Genomic DNA, 23,545 nt, shown 5'->3' on the forward strand with positions numbered 1-23,545 from the left:
CGCCACCGTCCACTTCGCGCGAGACGGTCGCCTTGCCGTCGGCCACGACCACCTTCGAGGCAAACGTCGCTTGCGGCAGGTTCGCCAGCGCGGCGAGCATCTGGCCGGTCTGGTTCGAATCGTCGTCAATGGCTTGCTTACCGAGAATGATCAGCGACGGCTGCTCCTTGTCGACGAGCGCTTTCAAAAGCTTCGCCACGGCGAGCGGCTGCAGATCGTCATTCGACTCCACCAGCACGGCACGATCCGCGCCGATAGCGAGGGCGGTGCGCAGCGTTTCCTGGGCCTGCGAAACACCGCACGAAACGGCAATGACTTCCGTCGCCACGCCCGCTTCCTTCAGACGCACCGCCTCTTCCACGGCAATTTCATCGAACGGGTTCATCGACATCTTCACGTTGGCGATATCCACCCCCGTGCCGTCCGACTTCACACGGACTTTTACGTTGTAGTCGACCACGCGCTTGACGGGCACCAGAATTTTCAAGCTCTTTCTCCTCGATAGGGGCAATGCTTTCGTCGCTGACGAAGACTTTCGTCACTGTGACAGACGCGTGAGCTGCGCGGAATTCAGCTTTGCGGAAGGCGTGCTTCGAGCGCGCTAAAGCGGCGCCGCGCAACCTGCCTGGGCGCGAAGCGTCGCATGAAAGCAGCGCGCGCCGCAATCGTCCGTTCGAACGAAGCGGCGCGCATGGTAGCGAGAGGGGAACGTCAGTTCTTCTTGTCGCGCACGAAGCGAAGTGCGAAGCGCACGAGCCGCGGCATCGTTTCGGGCCGCAGCAGACGCTTGTCGTAGCCCGCGAAGCGCCGCTCGTTTTCGGCGAGACACAGGTGCATGAGTTCCGGTACGCTGATGTCCACGTCCGTCACCTGCTGCGCGCCGTTCATCGTGAAGTTGTTGTCGTGCCTGTGTTCGTTGCCGTCAGCATCCATGGCGCGCGCGAGGCCAATGCGCTCCCACACCAGAAAGGCCCAAACGCCAGCCACCTTCAGCTCGAAGCGAATGCGCTGCCACCAGTTGAGCCGGGCGCGGTGCCAGGCTACCCAGTTCGCGAACAGCAGGATATGGCGGCATTCTTCCTGCATGACGGGCTCGAACGTGTCGATGAGTTCGGGCGGAAAGAGGCCCGAGCGATGCGCCACTTCGAAGAGGCCGAACGCGAAGAAGCTGTCGACGCATTCGCTATAGCCCGTCACGAGGTAGGCCCATTCGGCGTCCTTGGGATACACGTAGGGCGGCTCGCTCGCGAGCTTGATGCCGTACGCCGCCACCATGCGCGAGAGCACTTCCTTGTGGCGGTTCTCCTCCCACGCGTTGAGTGCGAGCGCATCGCGCATCACGGCGTCGTCGAGCGATGCGGCATAGGCGGCCATGCGCAGGCGCGCGCGGCCTTCCGTTTGCACGGCGATGTCCCAGATGGGCAGGTCGGTAATGCGCTTGAGCGCCGCGGGTTCGAGCTGCGGCCAATCGAGTACCGAGGGCCGGTAAGGATTGAAGGTCTCGCGGAACATGCGGCACATCTCGTCGCGATGCACGTCGGAGCCGGGCGTGAGCGCACCGGTGACACGGCTCGTCCAGTGGCGCGTGTTGCGCTCGGCGGCGTCGAGCGTCTCGCGGTCCGGACGCTCGACGGGCAACGCGGGCGCGCTGAAGCCGGGAATGAGTTGCGACGCATCGAAGGCGTCGAAGATCAGGTCGTCCATCTCGCTGTTCTTTTGCTGGTGGCTAACGCACGCGATGTTTTCGCGGTCGCCGGGATGCATAAGAGATTGCAGTCGTCGCAAGAGCTTACTTCGAACCGGCGCAACGCGCGACGAGCACGACGTGCCGTCGAATCGTTAGCTATCGTTCATACGTCGCGCATGAACGCCCGGCGCGGCTTCAATATTCAATGCATCTCGTTCGACGCAATAATGACCCGGTCCATATCGATTCGCTGAACAATCGCAACAATCGCGGTGCGAACGGTCGTGCCCGACCATTGCTGCGCGGCACGAATGCGCGCAATGGTCTAATTAAGCAGGTAGAGTACTGCTGACTGGCCTCCTGCTGCGTCGCCTTGAACCAGGCGGCGCAGCAGGGGGGCCGGCGGCAACGGCATGAAGACAGTCGGTCAAGGGGGCGTCGCATGCGGGCAACGCCGCGGCGCCTGGACACTCCAGCTAACCGGAAACCTGCCTGTGCGCATCCTGTCGATATTCGGTACGCGGCCCGAAGCCATCAAGATGGCGCCGCTCGTCAAACGTCTCGAAGCGCAACCCGGCGTGCAGTCCGTCGTCTGCGTGACGGGGCAACATCAGACCATGCTGCAGCAGGTCCTCGACCTGTTCGGCATCGTGCCCGCCCACAACCTCGGCGCGATGACCGCGAACCAGACGCTCAACGGACTCGCCGGGCGTCTGTTCGCCGGGCTCGACGACGTGCTCGCCGCCGAGCAACCGGAGCGCGTACTCGTGCACGGCGACACGCTGACCAGCATGGCGGGCGCCATTGCCGCCTTTCACCGGCGCATACCGGTGGGGCACGTGGAGGCCGGGCTGCGCACCGGCAATCTGTTCGAGCCGTGGCCCGAGGAAATGAACCGGCGCGTGGTGGACGTCGTGAGCGATCTGCTCTTCGCGCCGACCGCAAGCTCGCAGGCGAACCTCGAAGCGGAGGCGTTGGCGGGGCGCGTGGTCGTGACGGGCAATACCGTGATCGATGCGCTGCACCTCATGTGCGAGCGGCTCGACAACGACGCGGCGTTGCGCGAGCGCCTCGACGCGCAGTTTCCGTTTCTCGAACCCGCGGACACCGGCCGCCCGTTGCTGCTCGTCACCGGCCATCGGCGCGAGAGTTTCGGCGAGGGCTTCGAGCATATCTGCGCGGCGCTCGCCACGCTCGCGCATTCCGGCAAGATGCAGATCGTCTATCCCGTGCATCTGAATCCCAACGTACGCGGCCCCGTGCTCGCCACGCTCGGCAACGCGCCCAACGTTCATCTCACCGATCCGCTCGACTATCCCGAGTTCGTGCGCCTCATGCAGCGCGCTGCGATCGTGCTGACCGATTCGGGCGGTGTGCAGGAGGAGGCGCCGGCGCTAGGCAAGCCGGTGCTCGTCATGCGCGACGTGACCGAGCGCCCCGAAGCGCTCGCCGCGGGCACCGTGAAGCTCATCGGCACCGACCGGACGGCGATCGTGCGCGCGGTGCTCGAACTCGTCGAAAACGAGGACGAGCGGCGCGCCTACGCGCGGCGCGTCAATCCGTACGGCGACGGGCACGCTTCGGAGCGCATCGTTGCGGCGCTCACCGGGCAGCCGTTCGAGCCGTTCCCGAGTCGCGAGTTGCCAGGCTACCGGCATCCGGTGGTCGCCATGCGGCCAGAGCCCGGCGAGGCGGACGAGGCCGACGCGGCGCCTTGACGGCGGTTCGATGCCGACGCATCAGGTGCATCGCAGTGCCAGGCAATCAGTGCATTCCAAAAGGCGGGATGGCAAGGACCGCCACGCGGCGGATGCGCCGCCGCGCCGACACCATGAGGCATGACACGTGAGAGTCGATCCGATCGGGCAGGGGCGCGCAGCGGGGCGCAAGGGCGTGGGCGCGCCGGTTTGCGTCTATCTGGCTGCAGCGTTTCTCGCGGTGCCGGGGCACTGTGCATATGCGGCGCCTGGCGACCTGGCCGGTGCGTTCGCACAGCTTGGAGCCGGACGCGTGGAATCGCGAACCGTGTCGCTCGCCGATCTCGGCGTGCGCGATCCGGTCGTGCTGCGCGCCCCCGATGCGACTCAGGAGCTCTATCTGCCGGTGCCCGCGGGCTTGCCGATCAGCAACGCGACGCTGCAGCTCGACGCGAACTATCTGCGCGGCAACGGCGGACGCACGACCTTCCTGCTCTCGCTCGACGGCTCGCCCGTGCAGGCGCGCAACGTCACCGACGCGCAGGGCGACGGCTCGCTCAGCATTGGCGTGGATGGCGCGTCGCGCCCTTCGGGCTTCGTGCGCGTGGGGCTACATTGGTCGTCAGTGCTCAACGAAAACGTCTGCACGGACCAGACGGCGATCGGCAACGTCTGGAAGGTCGCGCCCACCACGCGCCTCACGTATCAGTTCGACACGTCGGCCGTCAACGACGTGCGCACCGCGTGGAGCGCGCTGCCTGCGAAACCCGTGGTGCTCGTGAGCGGCGGCAAGCTCGATGGCGCGGCTTACGACGTGGCGTGGCGGCTCGAAGCCCTGTTGATGCGCGGCGGCGCGACGCCCGTCACGACGCGCATGCCCGCGGTGGGCGACACCGTCAATCTCGGTACCGTGCGGGTGCCGGCCGCGTTGCAGGCGGTGCCCGCTTTTGCCGCGCTGGCAACGGGCGGTTCACACAAGATCGCCAATCCGGCGGAACTCGGCGCACTCATCGCGCTCGCGCCGGCAGGCGCCTTCGCGCCCAACGTCGTGGTCGCCGACGACGCGCTGCGCGCGCAAGCGGGCGCGGCGCTCGACGCACTGCGCGGCGAAGTGCTGGCCGCTTCCGCCGATGCTGCGAGCGCCTTCGACGCGTGGCGTACGCATTCCGGCGGCGCGCTTGCCGCTCCGTTCGAGAAGGGCGAATTGCGGCTCGCGCATCTGGGCGGCCTGCCTACCGTGGTGGTAGGCGACGACACCGGCGTGAGCGCGCTTTCGCGCACGTGGAGCGGCATCGACGTGTCGCGGCGACTCGTCGTGCACGAACTGGCCGCTTCGCCGAACCTGAGCGCAGGAGGCTCGAGCGACCGGATCGCACTCTCGCTGATCGGCGGCACGCCGAGAACGTTAGAGGTGCTGACTAGTGCGGCATGGGAGGCCAACTTCGATCTCGCGGCCGTTTCGGGCGACGGACGCATTCCGCGCCGCGTGGTGCTCGATCTGGCTGCCGCGCCCGCGGCGGACCGCAATGGCCAGACGGCGTCGATCTTCTTCAACGGCGTGCTGATCGGCTCGCACCTGCTCGATACCGACGGCCACGCGCAACGCGTGAGCGCGGACATCCCCGTCTATGCGCTCGGCACCACCAATGCGCTGCGCGTGCTGTTCCAGCGCCAGCCGGCGGGCGGCTGCCGCCCGCGCGAGCAGGGCTATCCCGCGGCCGTGCTGCCGGGCAGCCATCTGGTCGTCGGCAAGGGGCCGCTCGGCGAGAACTTCACGGGCATGGTGGCGCGTTTCTCGCGCACGGCGAATGTGCTCGTGCCCGACGCCTATCTGGCCGACCCGGTGACGACGCTGCCACGCGTGGCGCGGCTCGCCAACGCGGCGGGCGTGGCGCCCACGCGCGCAACGCTCCAGGTCGTGCCGAACGGCCAGAGCGCGCAGCCGAAAGACCCGTTCCTCGCCGCCGATGTCGCGCTCGACAGCGAGGCGGGCCACGCGAGCTTCGCAAACGGCCGCCTCACGCTCAAGGGGCGCGGCGGTTCGATGCTCGTCGACATGTCGGGTCTCGCGAATCTCGGCCTGATCCAGGTGGTGCGCTCGGGCACGACGCCTGGCATCGTCTACCGCAGCGTGGGCGAGGCCCCCGTTCTGCCGCCCGGCATGCAGTTGCAGCAGGGCGACGTGGCCATCGTCGATGCGAGCGGCGTGCTCAAGACCTTCGACACGCAGTATCCCGGCGGCGTGCCGCCGACGGACGATCAGCGCGCGTGGCTCGCGCGTCACTGGGCGGGCTGGGGCGTGCCGAGCGTTGCCATCGCGGTAATGGTGCTGCTCCTGCTCGCAGCGGGCTTCGCGCGCAAGCGGGCCCGGGCGAGGACGGCGGCCGCCGCCGCGGCGCGCGCGGCGCAGGAGAGCGCCGAAAATCCGGACAACAAGCAGAGCGGATCGTGAGCGCGAACGCCATCGACTGGTGGCTCAACTATTACGCCGGCCGCTACTACGAGGGCATGGAGTATCTCGCCGCAGTGGTGGCGGTCGTGATCCTGCTGTCGAGCATCGATGATCTCTTTATCGATGCGTGGTACTGGGTCCGCCGCGTCATCCGCTACTACACGATCGAGCGCCGCTACGAGCCGTTGCGCGCCGAGCAGCTCTACACGCGCGAGCAGCAGCCGCTGGCGATCATGGTGCCCGCGTGGCGCGAGGAGGATGTGATTGCCTCGATGGTCACCGACCTCGTGCGCGTGCTCGACTACAAGAACTATGTCGTGTTCGCCGGCACCTACCAGAACGATGCGGCGACGATTGCCGAAGTCGAGCGCATGCGGCGGCGCTACAAGCAGCTCCACCGCGTGGAGGTGCCGCACGACGGCCCCACCTGCAAGGCCGATTGTCTGAACTGGATCGTGCAGGCGATCTTTCGCATGGAGAAGGAAACCGGCATCGAATTCGCGGGCGTGATCCTGCACGACAGCGAGGACGTGCTGCATCCGCTCGAGTTGCGCTTCTTCAACTACCTGTTGCCGCGCAAGGACATGATCCAGTTGCCGGTGGCGTCGCTCGAGCGCGAATGGTACGAACTCGTTGCGGGCACCTATATGGACGAGTTCGCGGAGTGGCATGCGAAGGATCTCGTGGTGCGCGAGAGCCTGGCCGGCACGGTGCCGTCGGCCGGCGTGGGCACGTGTTTTTCGCGCCGCGCGCTGGCCGGGCTCGCGGAGGAAACGCAGAACCAGCCCTTCAACACGGAAACGCTGACCGAAGACTACGACGTGGGCGAGCGCCTCGGCCGCATGGGCATGCATTCGATTTTTGCGCGCTTTCCCGTGGAGTTCGCCACGCGGCGCAAGTCGTGGTTCGGCTTCGGGCCCGAGCGCGACGTCACGCTGACCATGCCGCTGTGCGTGCGCGAGTTCTTTCCCGATACGTTTCGGACCGCTTACCGTCAGCGCGCGCGCTGGACGCTCGGCATCGGCCTGCAAGGGTGGGAGCAGACGGGCTGGGTCGGCACGATCGCCAACCGGTATCTGCTCGCGCGCGACCGCAAGGGCATCGTCACGGCGTTCGTCGGCATCATTGCCTACGTGCTGCTCGCGCAGTTCCTGCTCTTCGCGTACGCCGAGTTTCTCGGCATTCGGCCCGAACTGGTCGCCTCGCCGTTCGCGGGCTCCCGCTTTCTCACCATCGTGCTGTGGGCCAACGGTGTTGCGCTGCTGCTGCGCGTGATCCAGCGCGTCTACTTCGTGTCGCGGCTCTACGGCTGGGAGCATGGCGTGCTGTCGGTGCCGCGCATGGTGATCGGCAACTTCGTGAACTTCATGGCGGTCTCGCGCGCGTGGAAGATGTATCTCGCGTACCTGGTCACCGGCAAGCGGCTCGTGTGGGACAAGACCATGCACGACTTCCCTTCGTCGGACGGCTTCACGGACCGCCGGCAACGCCTCGGCGAACTGTTGCTTTCGTGGCAGGCGATCGGCCCTAAGGAGCTGGAGCAGGCGCTGGCCCAGGAGCACGCGCAGGAAGCGCCGCTCGGGCGCGTGTTGATGGCGCAGGGCTGGCTCGATGAGGAAACGCTCGCGGAGGCCATCGCGTTTCAGGCGGACCTGCCGCGCGGCCGGCTCGATCGCGAACGGCTCACGCGTTATGCGAGCGATCTGCCGATCGAATTTGCGGTGCGTTACCGCGTGCTGCCGCAAGGCGACGACGGCAAGGGGCATGAAGTGCTGCTCTGTGCGAGCCCGCTCGCGGAGGCGGCGCTCGCTGAATTGCAGGGCCAATGCGCGTTGCCGATCGTGCAGCGCATCGTGCGCGAGGGCGAGGTGGCGGACGGCTTGCGTCTGTTGCGCGGCGTGCCGCCGGCGCAGGTGAGCGAGGCGCATGAAGAGAAGGCGAACGCCGAAGCGCACGGCGCCGCCATGCAGGGCGTGCCGCTGCTCGGCGACCTGTTGATCGAACGCGGCGCGGTGAAGCGCGCCGCGTTCGAAGGCGCGTTGCAACGCTATCGGCCCGCCGAGCACGGACGGATCGGCGATTTCATGGTGGAGCAAGGCGTGATCACACGCGATGCGCTGGCTGCGGCGATCGCGGAGCAGGAACGCCTGCGCGCCGAAGGTGCGGCCGCGTCATGAGGCGGACTCCGAAGCGTTTTCCGGCAATGCGCGCTTCATCCGGCTGGGGTGGCGGTGCGCCGTGTCGCGCGGCGATGCCGCGTGCGCTCCTGCTCGCCGCGTTGTGGGCGGCGCTCGCGGGCGCGGGGCGAGCTCAGGCTCAGGCGTTGCCGCAGGGTACGCAGCCGCTGCCGTTGAGCGGTGCGGCCTATCGCGTCGCGCAGCAAGGCTACGACGCTTATGCGCGCCACGACTACGCGGCGGCGGAGCGCTATGCGCGCGAGGCGATCCGGCAACGGCCCGATCTCGCCACGCTACGCTTGTTGCTCGCGAACTCCCAGGCGGCGCGCGGGCAATGGCGCGAGGCGAGCCGCACGCTCTCCGACGCGATCGCGCAGATCGGTCCCGATGCGGCGCTCACGGCCCGGCGGCGCGAGGTCGGTGCACAGGTGGCGGCGCTGGCGCGGCCGGGCGCGCCAGCAGGCGGCGGCCGTCCGGCGCGCGCCGCGCCGCCGCCGGGTTCCGGTCCGCCCGACTATCTGACCGGCCGCGCGTGGCAGCTTGCTCAGGAGGCCTACAAGGCATACGGCGCGAAGCAATACGACGCCGCGTGGCGCGAGGCGAATGCCGTCATCGCGTTGCGGCCGGACATCTTGCGTCTGCGGCTGCTCGCCATCGACGCCGCCGCGGCGGGCGGCCACAACCGCGAAGCCTGGCAGACTGCGCAGGACGCGCAGCGGCGTTTCGGCGACAGCCAGGCGCTGCGCGAGCGCCGCACGCAGATCGGCGCGCGGCTCGCGCCCGCGGCGGTGCAGGCGGCCCAGGCGGCGCGCACGCGCGGCGATACCGCGCAGGCTATCGCGCTCATGCACGAGGCGATCGGCTACGCGCCGCTGCAACTGGGCAACCGGCTGCTGCTGTGCGAGATGCTTCTCGAACAGAACGACATGGCGGGCCTCGAAGCCGCGGCGGGCGAGGCGATTGCATCGGGCGCCACGCCGACGCTCATGCCGTACGTGCTGCGCGGCTATGCACGCGCAGCGCAGGGCAGGTCGGCGCAGGCCGATGAGGATTTCGCGCAGGCGCTGCTGAGCGAAGGCGCCTCGCTGCGCGACGAGCGCGTGGCGCACGCGATCATCGCCGATGTGTGGACGGCCGAAGGCCAGCCGCAGCGCTCGCTCGACCTGCTTGCCACGCTGCCGCCCGTCGGCGACGATACCGATGCCCTGATCGCGATACGCCGCTACTACGCGCGCGCGGCGCTCGCGCAGTCCGCCGCGCCGACCCCGCCTGCTACGCCAGGCGAGCGGGTGGCCACGACGGCGCGCCCGGTGCTCGACTGCACGGTAGACCAGTACGGCAGCGCCTGCGATGTCTACGCGGCCGATCCCGGCTTCGCGGACCGGCGCGCCGCGATCGTCGCCGCCCAGCGTGGCGATCGGGCCGCCGCGCTCGACGCGCAGCGCCGGGCCGTCGCCGCGGACCCGCGCAATCCGCAGCGTCGGCTCGAACTGATCGACGCGCTCACCGCCGTGGGCGACACTGAAGGCGCGCGGCGCGAAGCGCGCGCGATGGCCGACGCGGGCCTGCTCGACGCGCTGCCGCCGCTTTCCGCCGCGTACATCGCGCAGCGCGCGGGAGACGACCGGCGCGCTTCCACCTACTTCGCGCAGGCCGACGAAGCCGGCCAGTTGCCGGAGCAGGCCACTGGCGATGCCGGCTATAGCGCGTACCGCGCGACGTTCGACGCGCTGGCCGCAAGCTATTTCAAACGCGCGATCGATTACGGTACCTCGCCGCCGCCGGGCGTGGCCCCGGCCACGCTGGTGCAGCTGCAAGATCTGCGCAATGCCCACGCCGACGTCACGCGCGACTGGGGCGCGATCGCCTCGGTCAACTATCGCGGCGCAGGCCTGCAGCCCGGTGTCTCGACCGGCGAAGTGCCAGGCTCGTACAACAACTGGCAGATGGGCGTCGAAGGATACTGGCGGCCGTTCGGCTCGCTCGGCGACCGCAACTTCGAGGTCTACGCGCGCGTCTATCAGGACGTCGGCGCAAAGGGCGACGCGCCGAGCGGCATCTCGACGGCGCTCGGGGCGATCGGCGCGCGCGCCAAGCCGTTCGAATCGATCAACGCGGTGGTGGCGTTCGAGCGGCTCATCCCCATCGGCTCGCGCGCGCCTTCCGACTGGCTGCTGCGCCTCGCCTACTCGGGCGGCATCGGCACCGAGCGGCGCCTCGACGTGCCTTCGTGGTGGACGGTGCAGGACTATGGCGAAGTCGGCCATTACGTGAGCAACGGCTGGAACTACGGCACGGGCTATATCGAGGCGGGCCGTACCTGGCGGCTCGATACCATCAGCCCGAAGCTCACGGTCTTTCCGTACGCGGTGGCCGGCGTGGACTACGATTCGAGTATCAACCGCAGCGCGCCGGTCGGCATGGGCGTGGGCGTCTCGACGCGCTACTGGTTCCGCGACAGCTTCTACGACGCGCCGCGTTCCTACGTCGACGTGACGGTGCAGTACCGCTGGCGCATCACGGGCGACGACCGGGCGGGCGGGGTGTTCTTCGGCGCCGTGCTCTCTTATTGAGGAAACCTGATGATCGTGCGGAGAAAGGCTCAAGGCATCGCGGGCGCGGCGGGGCAGGCCTGGCGAAGGCGCGCGCGCAAGCGGCCGCGATACGCGCGCCTCGCGTGCGCGGTGTTGTGCGCGCTCGCTGCCGCCGGATGCACGCTACAGGTGCCGGCACACGCGGATGCGCTCGCGCAAGGCATCGTCTGGCAGCCCGACAACGACCATCTCGACTTGCGCGGCGACTGGGACCGGTTGGGCGTCAACGAGCTATTGGTGCAATGGATCGCCGTGGATGACGTCGCGTTCATGGCGGGTGCGGGCATTCCCGCGCCGCGCGTGCCCGACTGGGTGCGCATTGCCAACGAACCGTGGGCGCGCGGCGTGATCGTCGGCCTCGCGGGCTATTCGGACGAAAAGAAAGCGCGCGAGAACCTCGAAACGCTCGTCGATCGATCGCTCAAACTCGCGGCCGTGCGCCCGCCGGTGCACATCACGGGCTGGTATTTTCCGGTCGAAGTCGATCCCACCTGGACCGACGCGCCACGCATGGCGCCGCTACTGAAGAAGCTGCCGCATCCGCTGTGGATCAGCGTGTACGACACCAGCAACATCGGCGGCGAGGCGCTCGCGAAATGGCTCGATTCCTGGCTGCCGCGCGATGTCGGCGTGTTGCTGCAGGACGGCTGCGGCGTCTATGCGCGCGGTCCGGCAGCGGCGCGCGAATATGCGGATGCGCTCTCCGCGCATCTGGGCCACAAGCGCGTGCGCATCATCGCGGAGGCGTTCCGGCCCAAACAGGGCGGCGGCTTTCGCGCGGCCACGGCCGCCGAGCTGGCGCCGCAGCTCGAGGCGTATCACGGGTATCGCGTGTATCTCTTCGACGGGCCGCACTACATGTCGCCGGAGCTCGTCGAGGGCCTGCTGCAGCAGCAGAAGGCGAGGGGCGCGGCGCAGTAGCGGGTCTCGGGTCTTATGGAAAACGCGGCACACGCGGCGAACGCGCAAGCCGCGCTCGGCGCTTTAGCGGACTTCAGCGCAATTGCGCGAAGGCGATCAACAGGACCATGCCGCCGATGGCGCCGTCGAGCACGCGCCACGCACCCGCACGCCGGAACAGCGGCGCGAGCACGCGCGCACCGTAGCCGAGCGCGACGAACCACACGGCGCTCACGGACATCGCGCCGATCGCGAAGGCGAGGCGGCTGCCCTGCGGTTCGCGCGCGCCGGCCGTGCCGATCAGCAGGAAGGTGTCGAGATACACGTGCGGATTGAGCCAGGTGAACGCGAGCGTCATGAGGATGATCGGCCAGGCGCGTTGCTCGGGCGCATCCGCCGCGGCCTGGCTCTCCAGCACCGCATGCGACGGGCGCACCGCACGACGCAGCGCGCCGATGCCGAACCACACGAGCCAGGCGAGGCCCACGTACAGCACGATGTGCACGAAGGTCGGATAGCGCTCGACGAGCGCTGAGGCGCCGCCCACCCCCGCGCCGATCAGCACGAAGTCGGACAGTGCGCAGAGCAGGACGATCTTGCCGACGTGCGAGCGCATGATGCCCTGACGCAGCACGAACGCATTTTGTGCGCCGATCGTGACGATGAGCGAGGCGCAGAGCGCCGCGCCGTGAGTGAAAGCGAGCCAGTTCATGACGGTTGCGGAGAAAGTAGGCGGCGCGGGGCGCGGCGCCTGCGGTCATTGGACATCGACAGGGAATGGCGCTAGTCTGCCGCCAGGAGCCGCATAAGAAAAGCTCATTTTCATTAACTGGATTAAGGAACGCTAATGCTCGACTATGCCTTGCTCGATGCGCTCGCCGCCGTCGTGCGGCACGGTTCGTTCGATCGCGCCGCGGGCGCGCTCAACGTCACGCCGTCGGCGGTTTCGCAGCGCGTGAAGCTGCTGGAGGAGCGCGTGGGCACCGTGCTCGTGAAGCGCGGCCAGCCTTGCGTCGCGACGGCTTCCGGCGCGCTGCTGTGCCGTCACACGGAGCGCGTGCAGTTGCTCGAGGCGGAGCTGGGCGGGGCGATGCCGACCTTCACGAGCGCGCTGGGGGCGGCGCGGCCGACACTGCGCGTGGCCGTCAACGACGACAGCGTGGGCACCTGGTTCATCGACGCCGTAGCGGGCTTCTGCGTCGAGCGCGGCGTTCTGCTCGATCTCGTGATCGACGACCAGGATCACACCGCGCAACGCATGCGCGACGGCAGCGTGCAGGGCGCCGTCACGACGCAGGCCGAGCCCGTGCAGGGCTGCCGCTCGACGCGCCTCGGACGCATGCGCTACCTCGCGGTGTGCTCGCCGGCGTTCTTCGAGCGGCATTTCGCGCAAGGGGTGACGCGCGACACGCTGCGCCACGCGCCGTGCGTCGAGTTCAATCCCAAGGATCAACTGCAAAAGCGCTTCATTCGCCGCATCACGCGCGCGCAGATCGACGCGCCGCTGCACTGGATTCCCCACGTGGCCGGGTTTCTGCGCTGCTGCCTGAACGGTCTGGGCTGGGGCATGTGCCCCGAGCGCATGATCGCGCCGCATCTCGCGCGCGGCGAACTCGTCGAACTCACGCCCGGCCGCGCGCTCGACGTCGAACTCTACTGGCAGAGCTGGCGGCTTTCCATTGGCTGGCTCGACGACTTCGGCGCCATGCTCAAGGTGCGCGCCGGCGAATTTCTCGATCAGGGCCGCGGCGCGTAAGACGCGCGCCGCGCGATATCTTCATTCGTTTGTCTTTATCCGCGGATTCAATGGTGGATTAGTGTGCTGACTTTCGGTGCGGACGACAGTGCTTGCCAGATCACCGTATTGTTGCTATTCGTCTCCAGTGAGTTGCACAATGTCGGCATTGGCGCGCGGCAATGCGCCTAAAGCAATATTCGAAATCCATTAATTGCTTTTCGAATAGTGGAATGCTTCGATATTCCATGGGTGTGGAGAATGCAAGCTTCGTGCGAGAATGCCGCGGCCAATAGACTGACGTTTAGTATGTGATATGTCTGATGCACCCAAGCCGAATAGGTGCATTGCGTTTCATTGATCGGTCACGTCCCGTGTGTAAGAGTGGAGTCCGCGCGATCCCGGTAAAGCCTGTGAGAGCGGCCATGGACGGGCATTGCAGGCTTTATGCCCGCGCGCGGCGAAGCGGGCGCTGTAACAATTCAGTTATGTGGAAAAGTCGTGCGACTAGTGACATCCCGCCTGAAACCGGTTATTTTTTCCGCAGTGAGATTGTTAAGTATCATCAAATCGGCAAAAAAGTTCACGGATGTAAAGAAACCAACATTGGAGGCTTACAGTCGGAACTGAAAGTTCTGCCATCTCGTTTTTTTGCGTTTGGCATTATCGTGTGAAAATTGCGTTTTTCCTGTGGATTGCGAGTTGGACACGCTATAATCCGGACGTGGCAGAGTGCTTATTCGACCGGCATATTTGAATCGTTTCCACGTGCACGAGGTGCATTATGACGAAATTAGATACCGGCAGCGTTTGGCAACAAACCATTGACCTTCTGTCCGCGGCTTCCGAGCCGTTGAGCCTGGACAGCGAATTCGAAGGCGGCAGAAGCTGCAAACCGGTACCCATCACACGCGGCGCGTCGGAGGCGGCCAACCGGCGGCGCGCCACCGTCCGTTCGTGGGATGCGCAGGGCATCACCTTGATCCGGCGGCATGATCCGGACAGCATCACCGTTTGCTGGAGCGACGCCACCTATGGCCGCTACTCCGACCAGTTGTGGCGGGTCTGCACGGCGCGCCGCAGCGCGGTCTGTGCGCTGACCGGCGAGAAGATCCGCCGCGGCGACGCGGTGTTCCGGCCGAGCCCGAATCGCCGTCATCGCCCGGCCAACGCCGACGCGATGATCCTTGCGAGCAAGCTCGACAATCTTCCCAACGCCGTGGTCGCGGCGCGTCTGGACGAGGCGCTGGCCGCCTGAGCGGCGTCCCCGGGCGCATCGGTCGCCCGCGCGGGTATGCCACCCGCTAATCTGCCACGCGGTCGGTCACATCTCGTCATGCCCATGTCATAGCTGCACAAGAACAAAACGGCGCCCCAAGGGGCGCCGTTGTTCGTTTGCCGGGCGAAAGGCGGGTCGCCACCGTGCGCCGGGGCGGGCGCAACCGGCCCCCGCCCCGGCGGCGCACCGCTCAGACGGTGGCATCGCGGGCGTTTTCCTCTTCGAGCGCGTCGCGCGTCTCGGGCATCGCCAGCCAAACCAGCAGCACCGCGGCGGCGCCTGCGCTCGCGAGCGCGAGGAAGCTCACCGTATTGCCCAGGTGATCGGCGATAAAGCCGGCAAGTGCCGTCGAAAGCGTCGCCCCGATCCCTGCCGAAAGCCCGAAGAGCCCGATACAGAGGTTGTAGCGGCCCTTGCCGCCCGCCACGTCGGCGGCGATGAGCGGCAGCATCACGCCGAACACGGCGGCCGACAGGCCGTCGAGCATTTGCACCGGCACGAGGAAATACGGGTTGCCGACGGCGGCGAACAGCAGCGCCCGCAGCGGCAGCGCGCAAAAGCCCAGAATCAGCACGGGGCGGCGCCCCCAGGCCTGCGCGGTGCGGCCGACCCAGGGCGACATCAACGCGACGATGGCTTGCGGCACGATGATGCACGCCGCGATCACGAGCTGAACGTTGTCGCCCATGCCGGCCGTCACCTCGCCGGCGGCGAGGTTGAGCATCGCGGCGTTCGAGAGGTGGAACAGCACCACACAGGCCGCGAAGGTCAGCATGCGGCGGTCGCGCAGCAGGTCGAAGATCGTTTCGCGCGGTTCGCCGGCGACTGCCGCGCCGGCCTTGCCGGGCTTGGCCGCAGGTTTGGCGTAGGCGGCGTTCTGGTCGTACTCGATCATCACGAGCGCGACGAGCGCGGGCAACGCAAGCGCGGCCGTCAGCCAGAATACGGAACGCGGCGACCAGTACTCGCCGCACAGGCCCATCAGCCCGGCGGCCACCGCGCTGCCGATCGAAGCCCAGCGCGCGTTGCGGCCGAGCCGGTCGCCCAGGTTCTGGCGACCCACCAGCGCGAGCGCGAGCGCCGCCATGGCCGGCACGAGCATGCAGCTGGCGAAGCCGTGGAAAATCTCGGCGGCCATCACCGCCACGACGGTCGGGCTCGCGGCGAGCAGGACGGCCGAGATGATGATCGCGATGATCGCCCACGCGGCGGCGGCCTTCTTGTTGCGCAGGGCATCCACCGCCGCGCCGCCCGGCACCTGGCTTACCATCGCGCTGATCGTGCCCACCGAAAGCGCCAGGCCGATCTCGCCCTGGGTCCATTTGTGCGACGCCAGATACGAGGCAATGAACGGCCCGAAGCCCGTCTGCACGTTCGCCACGAAGAAGTTCAGCCAGTCGAGCGCGCGCACGCTGCGCTGGCTTGGATTGGGTTGTTGTATGGTGCCGTCCGTCATTTGGCACCGTGGGCATTGGCCGCCGAGGCGACGGGCGAGGCCGCGGACGCGGCTTGCGCAGCCGGGGCGGCGGGCGGGGCTGGGGCCGGCGGCGGGGCGGCCGGTGTCACCGCATGCACCGGCTGGTCGGGCGCGTAAGGCGGCGAGGCATCCACCTGCTGATCGCTCATTTCGAGCTGCGCTTCGAGCGTGTTGTTCTTCGTGACGAAGCGCAGCGCCGACCAGTCGGCCGCGATCGTATGACGTTTCTCGAGCGTGCCGCTCACGTCGAGCACGACGGCCTGCGGGGCGGCGCTGCCGTCGAGCAGCACGTCCACCACGCGGCCCACCTTGGCGCCGTTGGCGCGTTCCACGTCCGCGTCGAGCATGGGCAGGCGCGTCGCGCTCGCCTCGGGGTTGCCGGGCTGCGGCGCACCGGCCTTGGGCCGGTCGGGGACCTGCAGCTGGTTTGCCGGCAGGGCGAGCGTGATGGCGGGCGTTTTCGCCTGGGTATTCACGCGCACGCCGCTCCACGGGAAGTTGGCCTTGCGGTCGCCAATGCCCATGAAGCCCTGCAGGTTCACCACGACGTCGACGGGCTTGCCGCCGGGACCCGTGACCATGTCGACGGCGCGGCCCACGACCTTGCCGTCGGTCTTCTGCACTTCGCTGTCGAGCAGCGTGCGGAAGGTGCCGCGCTCGAGCGTACGCACCTGCACGATGGGCGCCGGGGGCGGCGCCGGCGGGGCGCTGGCGGGCGCGGGCGGCGGTGGCGCCGGACGGCGGCGGTGCACCGGTGCGGGGCGCGGCTTCTTCGGCGCCGGCTTCGTTGTACTCTCCGTCTCCGGCTCGCTCGCCGCCTCAGGCGCAGACGCGGCCTCGGGCTCGCTCGCGGCCGGCTCGGGCTCCGTGGCCACGGGCGCTTCCGGTTCGGGCGGCGGTGCCGGCCGGAACAGGCTGCAGCCCGAAAGCGTGAGCAGCATCAGCAGCGTCAGGGCGTACGGGAAGTGAAAAACAGGACGTGCGGAACGCAGGAAGCCGCGTCTCATCTACTGAAACTCCTTGGAGCGGCCGGCGCGACGCGCGCGGCAGGGTGAAACCGGGTCGGGATGCGTGAGTGTAACCCGCGCACCGGCCCGATTCGCTGAATGACGGCGTCGGCGACCAGCGTCGGCGACCGGCGTGGGCGACCGGCGTGGGCGACCAGCGTGGGCGACCGGCCAGACGACGCACCGCAAGCGCCGCGCCGGGACGATCGCGCTTCGTCATACGAAACCGGCCCTGGTCTGCGCGGCAACGACGCGCTTCACGCCCAGGTGTAAACGCGGGGCCGGCCCACGCGCCGTGCCCTGTACACGGGCATATATGCATCGCGGCATGAACGCAATGCGATTCGTGCGATGGGAGCGCAAATCGTGTTCGCCTAACCTTCGCTCCATCCATAAAGAGATGTCAAAACGATGAGCGCCTGGAACTGGAAGAAGGCGCCGGCAACGCGTCGACACGACCAATTCAATTCGAGACGAACCTGATGACGGATCGGGCTGGTGAGCCGTGAACCGTTTCAGCATGCTGATAAAGGAGGCACTCACCATGATCGAACCCCACGCGCAGCCGCTCGCCGGTGCGACCGCCGCCGAAGTCGAGTCCCCAGAGTCATTGGGCTCGGCCTCGGGTTTCATCGACCGTTATTTCGACGTCGCCGCGCGCGGCAGCTCGCTGCGTCAGGAGGCGATTGCGGGCGTCACGACCTTCCTCGCGATGGTCTATTCCGTGTTCGTCGTGCCGGGCATGCTCGGCAAGGCGGGCTTCGACACCAGCGCCGTGTTCGTGGCCGTGTGCCTGACCACGGCGTTCGGCTCGCTACTCATGGGCCTGTGGGCGCGCCTGCCGATCGCCATCGGCTGCGCCATCTCGCTGACGGCGTTCACCGCCTTCGGCCTCGTGCTCGGCAAGGGCCTGAAGCCCGAAGTGGCGCTCGGCGCGGTGTTCCTCATGGGCCTCGTGTTCACGGGCATTTCGGTGACGGGCGTGCGCTCGTGGATCCTGCGCAACCTGCCGCACGGCATCGCGCATGGCACGGGCATCGGCATTGGCCTGTTCCTGCTGCTGATCGCCGCCAATGACGTGGGCCTCGTGGTCAAGAATCCGGGCGCGGGCTTGCCGGTCTCGCTCGGCCATATCACCTCGCTGCCCGTGATCCTCTCCGTGGTCGGCCTCGCCGCGATCTTCGGGCTCGTGCGCCGCCGCGTGCCGGGCTCGATCCTGATCGTGATCGTCGCGATCTCGGCGCTCGGTCTCGCCATCGATCCGGCCGTGAGCTTTCATGGCGTGTTCGCGTTGCCTTCGCTGTCGGCGCCGGGCCATGCCTCGCTGATCGGCGCGATGGACATCAAGGGCGCGCTCTCGCTCGCCGTGCTGCCGAGCGTGCTGGCGCTCGTGATGACGGCCGTGTTCGACGCCACGGGCACGATCCGCGCCGTGGCAGGGCAGGCGGGCCAGCTCGACGCGAACGGGCGCATCGTCAACGGCGGACGCGCGCTCACGGCCGACTCGGTCAGCTCGATCTTCTCGGGCTTCCTGGGCGGCGCACCGGCGGCGGCCTATATCGAATCGACGGTCGGCGTGGCAGCGGGCGCGAAGACGGGCCTCGCCGCCGCCACGGTGGGCGTGCTGTTCCTCGCGGTGATGTTCTTCGCGCCGCTCGCGGGCCTCGTGCCCTCGTATGCGACGGCGCCCGCGCTGATGTACGTCGGCCTCATGATGCTTTCGAGCGTGAGCCGCCTCGACATGGCCGATATGGTCGACGCGATGTCGGGCCTCGTGTGCGCCGTGTTCATCGTGCTCACGGCGAACATCGTCACGGGCATCATGCTGGGCTTCTGCACGCTCGTGATCGGCCGCGTGGTGAGCGGCGAGATCCGCAAGCTGAACGTGGGCACGGTGGTGATCGCCGGCGTGCTGGCTGCGTTCTACCTGGGCGGCTGGGCCATCTGATCATCGGATGACCCGGTCATTCGCCCGGCGGCCACGGCGGCCCGCCCGGGCGGCTGCACGGCCCGCGTCGCTTCACGGCGGCGCGGGCCGTGTGGCTTTTGCGCGCTGCTGTGTAGCGCGTTACTCCGGCAGCACGCTGTTGCGCGTCTTGCCCGCGTTGCGCGGCTTGCGTGGCCTGGGCTCCACGCCGATGCGCGGGTCGCGCGCGAGCACGAGCGCGCTCAACTGCGCGGCCGTATCTTCGAACGCCGCATCGGCTTGCGGTACATAGAGCCATTTGCCGAGCACGGGGTGCACTCGCAACGCCGGCATCGCATCGATGAGCGACGCATGGTTCTCCCGCGACGTGCAGACCAGCACGCCGTTGAACGGCGGATCGCGGTCGGCGGCGACGAGGCACAGCAGGCCGTCGAGGTACGCGGCGTCGCAGCCGAACATGGGCTTGCGGATATAGCCGGCCTCGCGCTCGAAGGCGTCGAAGATCCAGAGCAGCGAGTTGCGGATTTTGGACGGCATGGCGTGACGTGGCGGAGATAGCAGGGCGCGGCGCGCAGAAATTGCCATTCTAGTGGCGGCGATGCTGCCATGCGTACCGCCGTTCGCGAATGACTGACCCGTACCTTGACATCGCCGGCTCGTCGCCTATGCTAAACCATATGGTTAAGTATGAAGACGCTACCCTCGACCGCACCTTCGCGGCGCTCGCCGATCCCACGCGGCGCGCGCTGCTCGCACGCCTCGCGCAGCACGACGAACTCTCGGTGAGTGCGCTCGCGCAGCCGTTCGCGATGTCGCTGCCCGCGGTCATGAAGCATCTGGACGTTCTCAGCCAGGCGGGCCTCGTCACGCGCGCGAAAACCGGCCGCACCGTGGCGTGCCGGCTCGCCGCGGGGCCGATGGAGGACGCGATGCAGTGGCTCGCGCAATATCAACGTTTCTGGAGTGAAACGCTCGATCGACTCGCCGCTTTCGTGGAGGAAGATGCATGTCTACCCAACCCGCAGCCGGACCCGGCAACGCCCCGCAAGCTCCCAGCCTCACCATCCGGCGACGTCTCAACGCCACGGCCGCGAAGGTCTACGCGGCGTGGACGCAGCCGTCGCAACTGATGCGCTGGATGCACCCGTTCGATACCACCTGCATTCACGCCGAAGCCGACGTGCGCGTGGGCGGACGCTTTCGGGTGATCATGCGCGGCGCGAACGGCGAGGACCACGACGTGAGCGGCACCTATCTCGAAGTCGTGCCCGACGAAAAGCTCGTCTTCACGTGGGCGTGGCGCAGCACGCCGGAGCGCGAGTCGCTCGTCACGGTGACGCTGCGCGCCGACGGGGCCGCCACCGACCTCACGCTCAAGCACGAACGCTTCTTCGACGAAGCGGCGCGCGACTCGCACAACGAGGGCTGGACGAGTTCGATCGATCAACTGGTGGCGCTGTTCGACTGAACGGCGCTCATTCAAGCGCAAGGAGGAATCGAGAGATGGAATCGCACAAGATCGTTTCGCAGACCGAATGGCTGGAGGCCCGTAAGGCGCTTCTTGCCGAAGAGCGCGCCTTCACGCACGCACGGGACGCGTTGGTGGCGAAGCGCCAGGCGCTGCCGTGGGTGAAGGTCGACAAGACCTATACGTTCGAGACGCCGCAAGGTCCGCGCACGCTTGCGCAGCTATTCGGGCCGCGCAGCCAACTGATCATTTACCACTTCATGCTCGGGCCGGAGTGGGAAGAGGGGTGCCCGGGCTGCTCGTTCCTGTCCGATCACGTGGACGGCATGCTGCCGCATCTGGAGCATCACGACGTGACTTACGTGGCCGTTTCGCGCGCGCCGCTCGCAAAGATCGAGGCGTTCAAACAACGCATGGGCTGGCGTTTTCCGTGGGTTTCGTCGCATGCTAGCGACTTCAACTTCGACTATCACGTGTCGTTCAGCGAAGCCGACAAGGCGCGTGGCAAGGCGATCTACAACTACATCGAGCAGGACTACATGAGCGACGAGCTGCCCGGCGTCAGCGCGTTTTATCGCGACGAAGCGGGCAACGTGTACCACACGTATTCGACCTACGCGCGCGGCGGGGAGATGCTGATCGGCACCTATGCGATGCTGGAGTTGACCGCAAAGGGACGCAACGAAGAGAAGGACATGCGCGAGTGGATGCGCCACCACGATCGCTATGAAGACGCGCCCGCGCCGGCGTCGTGCTGTGCGCACGAGAAGCAGTAGATGCGCTGGGCGGACAGTCGTTAGCGCAACGAAAGAAAGCTGCGCCGGTCGCGAATGAATCGTGAAAAGAGCGCGTTAGAGCGACATGTCGAACGCGGGGCGCAGCAGTACTTCGATCGCCATCACGACGAGTCCCATCGCGCCGGCGGCGAGCGTCAGCGTGCCATATTCGTCGTAGCGCGTGTCGTAGAGGCACGCGACGATGAACAGGATGGCCAGCAGGTTGGTTAGCCAGTAGAAGTTCAGCGCGAGGAGCATCGGCGTATCCGGTACCGGCGCGCAGCGCGCCGGCGGCTAGTGCAAGACGCTCGGATTTTAGCGGAGCGACCTTACGGATACGCAACAATAACGTGCGCTACAACACTTATTTTTGCGCGATCGGCACTTTCGGCATTGCTGTGCGGATCCAGTCCGTGACGGAAGTGCGCCGCGGCTCCCAGCCGAGCAGCGTGCGGGCGCGCTCGCCGCGCACGCGGCTGTTCGAGCCGAGGCCGTAGGACGCCATTTCGTAGCCCCATTCCTCGATCGCGGCTTCGAGCGGCCAGTCCTGCGGCGCGCCCAGACCCATCACCCCGGCGAGCGCCGTGGTCATGTCGCGGAAGTTCGCCTCGCCGCTTTCCACGAAGTAGAACGTGCCTGCCGGCGTGTTGTCGAGTGCGAGGCGATAGAGTTCGGCGACGTCGTCGACGTGCACGTTCGACCAGATGTTCAGGCCGCGCCCCACGTGGCGCATCACGCCGCTCTTCTGCGCCTGGCGGACGAGCCGCGGCAGCTGCACGCTCGCGGCGCCCGGCACCGCGCCCACGCCATAGATCAGCGTGTTGCACAGCACGGCGCTCCTCACGCCGCGCGCGGCGGCCGCGAGCACGAGATTGTCGATGGCCACGCGCGGCGCCTTGTCGGCGGTCGGCTCGGGCAGGGCGTCTTCGCGATAGACGTGCTCGGTCGCCTCGCCGCCCGACGCGTCGCCCACGATACTCGAGCCGCTCGTGTGCAGGAGCGTCTTGCCGGAGCCTTCGAGCGCGTCGATGAGCGCCTCGACCGCGCCGCGGTGGTCGCTGCTCGCCGCGTTGATCACGGCGTCGGCGGCGCGTGCTTCTGCCATCAGCGTCGCACGGTCGTCGAGATCGCCCTGTACGGGTGTTAAGCCGAGCTTTTCGAGGTCGGCGAACTGCTCGGGCCGGCGCACGAGACCGCGCACCGTGTGGCCCGCGCGCACGAGATGCGCCGCGATCGAGCCGCCGATAAATCCGCCTGCGCCTGTCACGAAGACTTTCATGAGTGGCTCCTGATCCTGTCTTGATTGCGATGCAAGCCAGTATCGGGGAATCCGGGTTTTGCAAAAACCGTGTTAGTCTCAAATGAATATTGACTGCGGATCAAGAATGTCCACGATGAAGACGTCGACCGACGAACTGCGCGTATTCGTCACCGTGATCGATGCGGGGTCGATCACCGCCGCGGCTGAAAAGCTCGAGCAGACCGTCTCGGGCGTGAGCCGCGCGCTGACGCGGCTCGAAAAGCAGCTGGGCGTCGCGCTGATCCTGCGCACCACGCGGCGCCTGCAACTCACCGAAGAGGGCGAGCTGTTCCTCGATCGCGCCCGCGCCATTCTCGCGGCGCTCGCCGATGCCGAGGAGGCCGTCACGCGCCACCGCGAGCGCCCCTCCGGGCGGCTGCGCGTGGATGCGGCCACGCCGTTCATGCTTCACTGCATCGTGCCGCACGTCGCGGCATTCGCCGACGCGTATCCCGAGATCGAACTCGAACTCACGAACAACGAGCGCATCGTCGATTTGCTGGAGCAGCGCGTCGATATCGCCATTCGCATCGGCACGCTGCAGGACTCCACGCTGCACGCGCGCTCGCTCGGCACGAGCCGTTTGCGCATCGTCGCGAGCCCAGGGTATCTCGCGGCGCACGGCACGCCGCGCAGCGTGGCCGCGTTGCGCGACCATCGGCTGATCGGCTTCACGGCGCCCGCGCATCTGAACGGCTGGCCGCTGCGCGTGGCGGGCGGCGACGCAACGCGCGCGACCACGAAGACCCAGGAGATCGAGCCCGGCTACACGATCGCGCCCGCAATTTCGGCGTCGAGCGGCGAGACGATACGCCAGCTCGCGCTCGCCGGCAGCGGCGTCGCGTGCCTGTCCGACTTCCTCACCACGGCCGACCGCGAGGCGGGCCGTCTCGTCACCGTGCTCGACGACGCGCTGGTCGAATCGCGCCAGCCGATCCACGCCGTCTACTACCGCAGCGCGGCGCTCGCGGCGCGCGTGCAATGCTTTCTCGCGTTTATTGGGGGCAGGCTGCAACTCGACGCGTGACGGGCAGTGGCGGCGCTCTCGTGGATAGTCCCAGGCTACACG

At 67.7% G+C, this 23,545-nt stretch carries 20 protein-coding genes; 12 read left to right on the forward strand and 8 right to left on the reverse strand.

The genetic code is table 11. The annotated features are described in order from the left end of the window. Together AB4Y44_RS39330 and AB4Y44_RS39335 are read right to left on the reverse strand one after the other, a co-directional pair. The coding region (locus tag AB4Y44_RS39330) for an electron transfer flavoprotein subunit beta/FixA family protein (protein ID WP_342925085.1) at positions 1-487 on the reverse strand (487 nt) is incomplete at its 3' end. Positions 488-711: 224 nt separating this feature from the next. Next, the gene (locus AB4Y44_RS39335) at positions 712-1,704 is read right to left on the reverse strand and encodes a ferritin-like domain-containing protein (protein ID WP_368702523.1); all 993 of its coding nucleotides are present in this window, start codon (positions 1,702-1,704) and stop codon (positions 712-714) included. A gap of 477 nt (positions 1,705-2,181) precedes the next feature. Between AB4Y44_RS39335 and wecB the strand changes: the two genes are divergently transcribed. The 5 genes from wecB (at position 2,182) to AB4Y44_RS39360 (ending at position 11,528) form a co-directional block, all read left to right on the forward strand. Continuing rightward, positions 2,182-3,405, forward strand: coding sequence for a non-hydrolyzing UDP-N-acetylglucosamine 2-epimerase (gene wecB / locus AB4Y44_RS39340; protein WP_342925113.1), 1,224 nt, complete (start codon positions 2,182-2,184; stop codon positions 3,403-3,405). 127 nt (positions 3,406-3,532) lie between these two features. Further along, the gene (locus AB4Y44_RS39345) at positions 3,533-5,836 is read left to right on the forward strand and encodes a cellulose synthase (RefSeq protein WP_368702524.1); all 2,304 of its coding nucleotides are present in this window, start codon (positions 3,533-3,535) and stop codon (positions 5,834-5,836) included. Continuing rightward, complete coding sequence (locus tag AB4Y44_RS39350; RefSeq protein WP_368702525.1) at positions 5,833-8,013, forward strand: glycosyl transferase family protein; 2,181 nt, start codon at positions 5,833-5,835, stop codon at positions 8,011-8,013. Before AB4Y44_RS39345 ends, AB4Y44_RS39350 begins: the two co-directional genes overlap by 4 nt. A 26-nt stretch (positions 8,014-8,039) precedes the next feature. Then, complete coding sequence (locus tag AB4Y44_RS39355; protein WP_368702526.1) at positions 8,040-10,586, forward strand: tetratricopeptide repeat protein; 2,547 nt, start codon at positions 8,040-8,042, stop codon at positions 10,584-10,586. A 9-nt stretch (positions 10,587-10,595) separates the two neighbouring features. Continuing rightward, the gene (locus AB4Y44_RS39360; RefSeq protein ID WP_368702527.1) at positions 10,596-11,528 is read left to right on the forward strand and encodes a hypothetical protein; all 933 of its coding nucleotides are present in this window, start codon (positions 10,596-10,598) and stop codon (positions 11,526-11,528) included. A gap of 73 nt (positions 11,529-11,601) precedes the next feature. On the opposite strand, the gene AB4Y44_RS39365 is transcribed toward AB4Y44_RS39360, so the two are convergent. Then, on the reverse strand, positions 11,602-12,219 hold the full coding sequence (locus AB4Y44_RS39365; RefSeq protein ID WP_368702528.1) for a LysE/ArgO family amino acid transporter: 618 nt from the start codon (positions 12,217-12,219) through the stop codon (positions 11,602-11,604). Positions 12,220-12,354: 135 nt separating this feature from the next. On the opposite strand from AB4Y44_RS39365, the gene AB4Y44_RS39370 reads away from it, so the two are divergent. After that, the gene (locus AB4Y44_RS39370; RefSeq protein ID WP_342925092.1) at positions 12,355-13,263 is read left to right on the forward strand and encodes a LysR family transcriptional regulator ArgP; all 909 of its coding nucleotides are present in this window, start codon (positions 12,355-12,357) and stop codon (positions 13,261-13,263) included. A 763-nt stretch (positions 13,264-14,026) separates the two neighbouring features. Then, positions 14,027-14,500, forward strand: a complete 474-nt coding sequence (locus AB4Y44_RS39375) for a DUF3331 domain-containing protein (RefSeq protein ID WP_051482004.1) — start codon at positions 14,027-14,029, stop codon at positions 14,498-14,500. A gap of 211 nt (positions 14,501-14,711) precedes the next feature. Here AB4Y44_RS39375 and AB4Y44_RS39380 read toward each other — a convergent pair whose 3' ends face one another. Together AB4Y44_RS39380 and AB4Y44_RS39385 are read right to left on the reverse strand one after the other, a co-directional pair. Continuing rightward, positions 14,712-15,977: an MFS transporter gene (locus AB4Y44_RS39380; RefSeq protein WP_368702529.1), complete on the reverse strand. Its 1,266-nt coding sequence runs from the start codon at positions 15,975-15,977 to the stop codon at positions 14,712-14,714. After that, a complete protein-coding gene (locus AB4Y44_RS39385; RefSeq protein ID WP_368702530.1) occupies positions 15,974-17,005 on the reverse strand; it encodes a PRC-barrel domain-containing protein in 1,032 nt (343 codons plus the stop codon). Before AB4Y44_RS39385 ends, AB4Y44_RS39380 begins: the two co-directional genes overlap by 4 nt. Positions 17,006-17,549: 544 nt before the next feature. Here AB4Y44_RS39385 and AB4Y44_RS39390 point away from each other — a divergent pair. After that, complete coding sequence (locus tag AB4Y44_RS39390) at positions 17,550-18,953, forward strand: NCS2 family permease (RefSeq protein WP_368702531.1); 1,404 nt, start codon at positions 17,550-17,552, stop codon at positions 18,951-18,953. Between the two features lie 120 nt (positions 18,954-19,073). On the opposite strand, the gene AB4Y44_RS39395 is transcribed toward AB4Y44_RS39390, so the two are convergent. Beyond that, positions 19,074-19,469 (reverse strand): hypothetical protein, encoded by a 396-nt coding sequence (locus AB4Y44_RS39395; protein WP_368702532.1) that lies wholly within the window; start codon positions 19,467-19,469, stop codon positions 19,074-19,076. Between the two features lie 140 nt (positions 19,470-19,609). Between AB4Y44_RS39395 and AB4Y44_RS39400 the strand changes: the two genes are divergently transcribed. Genes AB4Y44_RS39400 through AB4Y44_RS39410 form a run of 3 tightly spaced genes read left to right on the forward strand, consistent with a single transcriptional unit; the run spans position 19,610 to position 21,176 of the window. After that, positions 19,610-20,062 (forward strand): ArsR/SmtB family transcription factor, encoded by a 453-nt coding sequence (locus AB4Y44_RS39400; protein ID WP_368702533.1) that lies wholly within the window; start codon positions 19,610-19,612, stop codon positions 20,060-20,062. Beyond that, positions 19,996-20,400, forward strand: a complete 405-nt coding sequence (locus tag AB4Y44_RS39405) for an SRPBCC domain-containing protein (RefSeq protein ID WP_342925114.1) — start codon at positions 19,996-19,998, stop codon at positions 20,398-20,400. The genes AB4Y44_RS39400 and AB4Y44_RS39405 overlap by 67 nt, the downstream gene beginning before the upstream one ends. Before the next feature lie 35 nt (positions 20,401-20,435). Beyond that, entirely contained in the window at positions 20,436-21,176 is a 741-nt protein-coding gene (locus AB4Y44_RS39410; protein WP_342925098.1) for a thioredoxin family protein, read from the forward strand. A 75-nt stretch (positions 21,177-21,251) separates the two neighbouring features. Here AB4Y44_RS39410 and AB4Y44_RS39415 read toward each other — a convergent pair whose 3' ends face one another. Beyond that, a complete protein-coding gene (locus tag AB4Y44_RS39415; RefSeq protein WP_069262451.1) occupies positions 21,252-21,434 on the reverse strand; it encodes a hypothetical protein in 183 nt (60 codons plus the stop codon). Positions 21,435-21,540: 106 nt separating this feature from the next. Then, a complete protein-coding gene (locus AB4Y44_RS39420) occupies positions 21,541-22,455 on the reverse strand; it encodes an NAD-dependent epimerase/dehydratase family protein (RefSeq protein ID WP_368702534.1) in 915 nt (304 codons plus the stop codon). A gap of 115 nt (positions 22,456-22,570) precedes the next feature. Between AB4Y44_RS39420 and AB4Y44_RS39425 the strand changes: the two genes are divergently transcribed. After that, on the forward strand, positions 22,571-23,503 hold the full coding sequence (locus tag AB4Y44_RS39425; RefSeq protein WP_342925115.1) for a LysR family transcriptional regulator: 933 nt from the start codon (positions 22,571-22,573) through the stop codon (positions 23,501-23,503). Positions 23,504-23,545 lie beyond the last annotated feature (42 nt).

The organism is Paraburkholderia sp. BR10937, from assembly GCF_040965695.1.
Classification (GTDB): domain Bacteria; phylum Pseudomonadota; class Gammaproteobacteria; order Burkholderiales; family Burkholderiaceae; genus Paraburkholderia.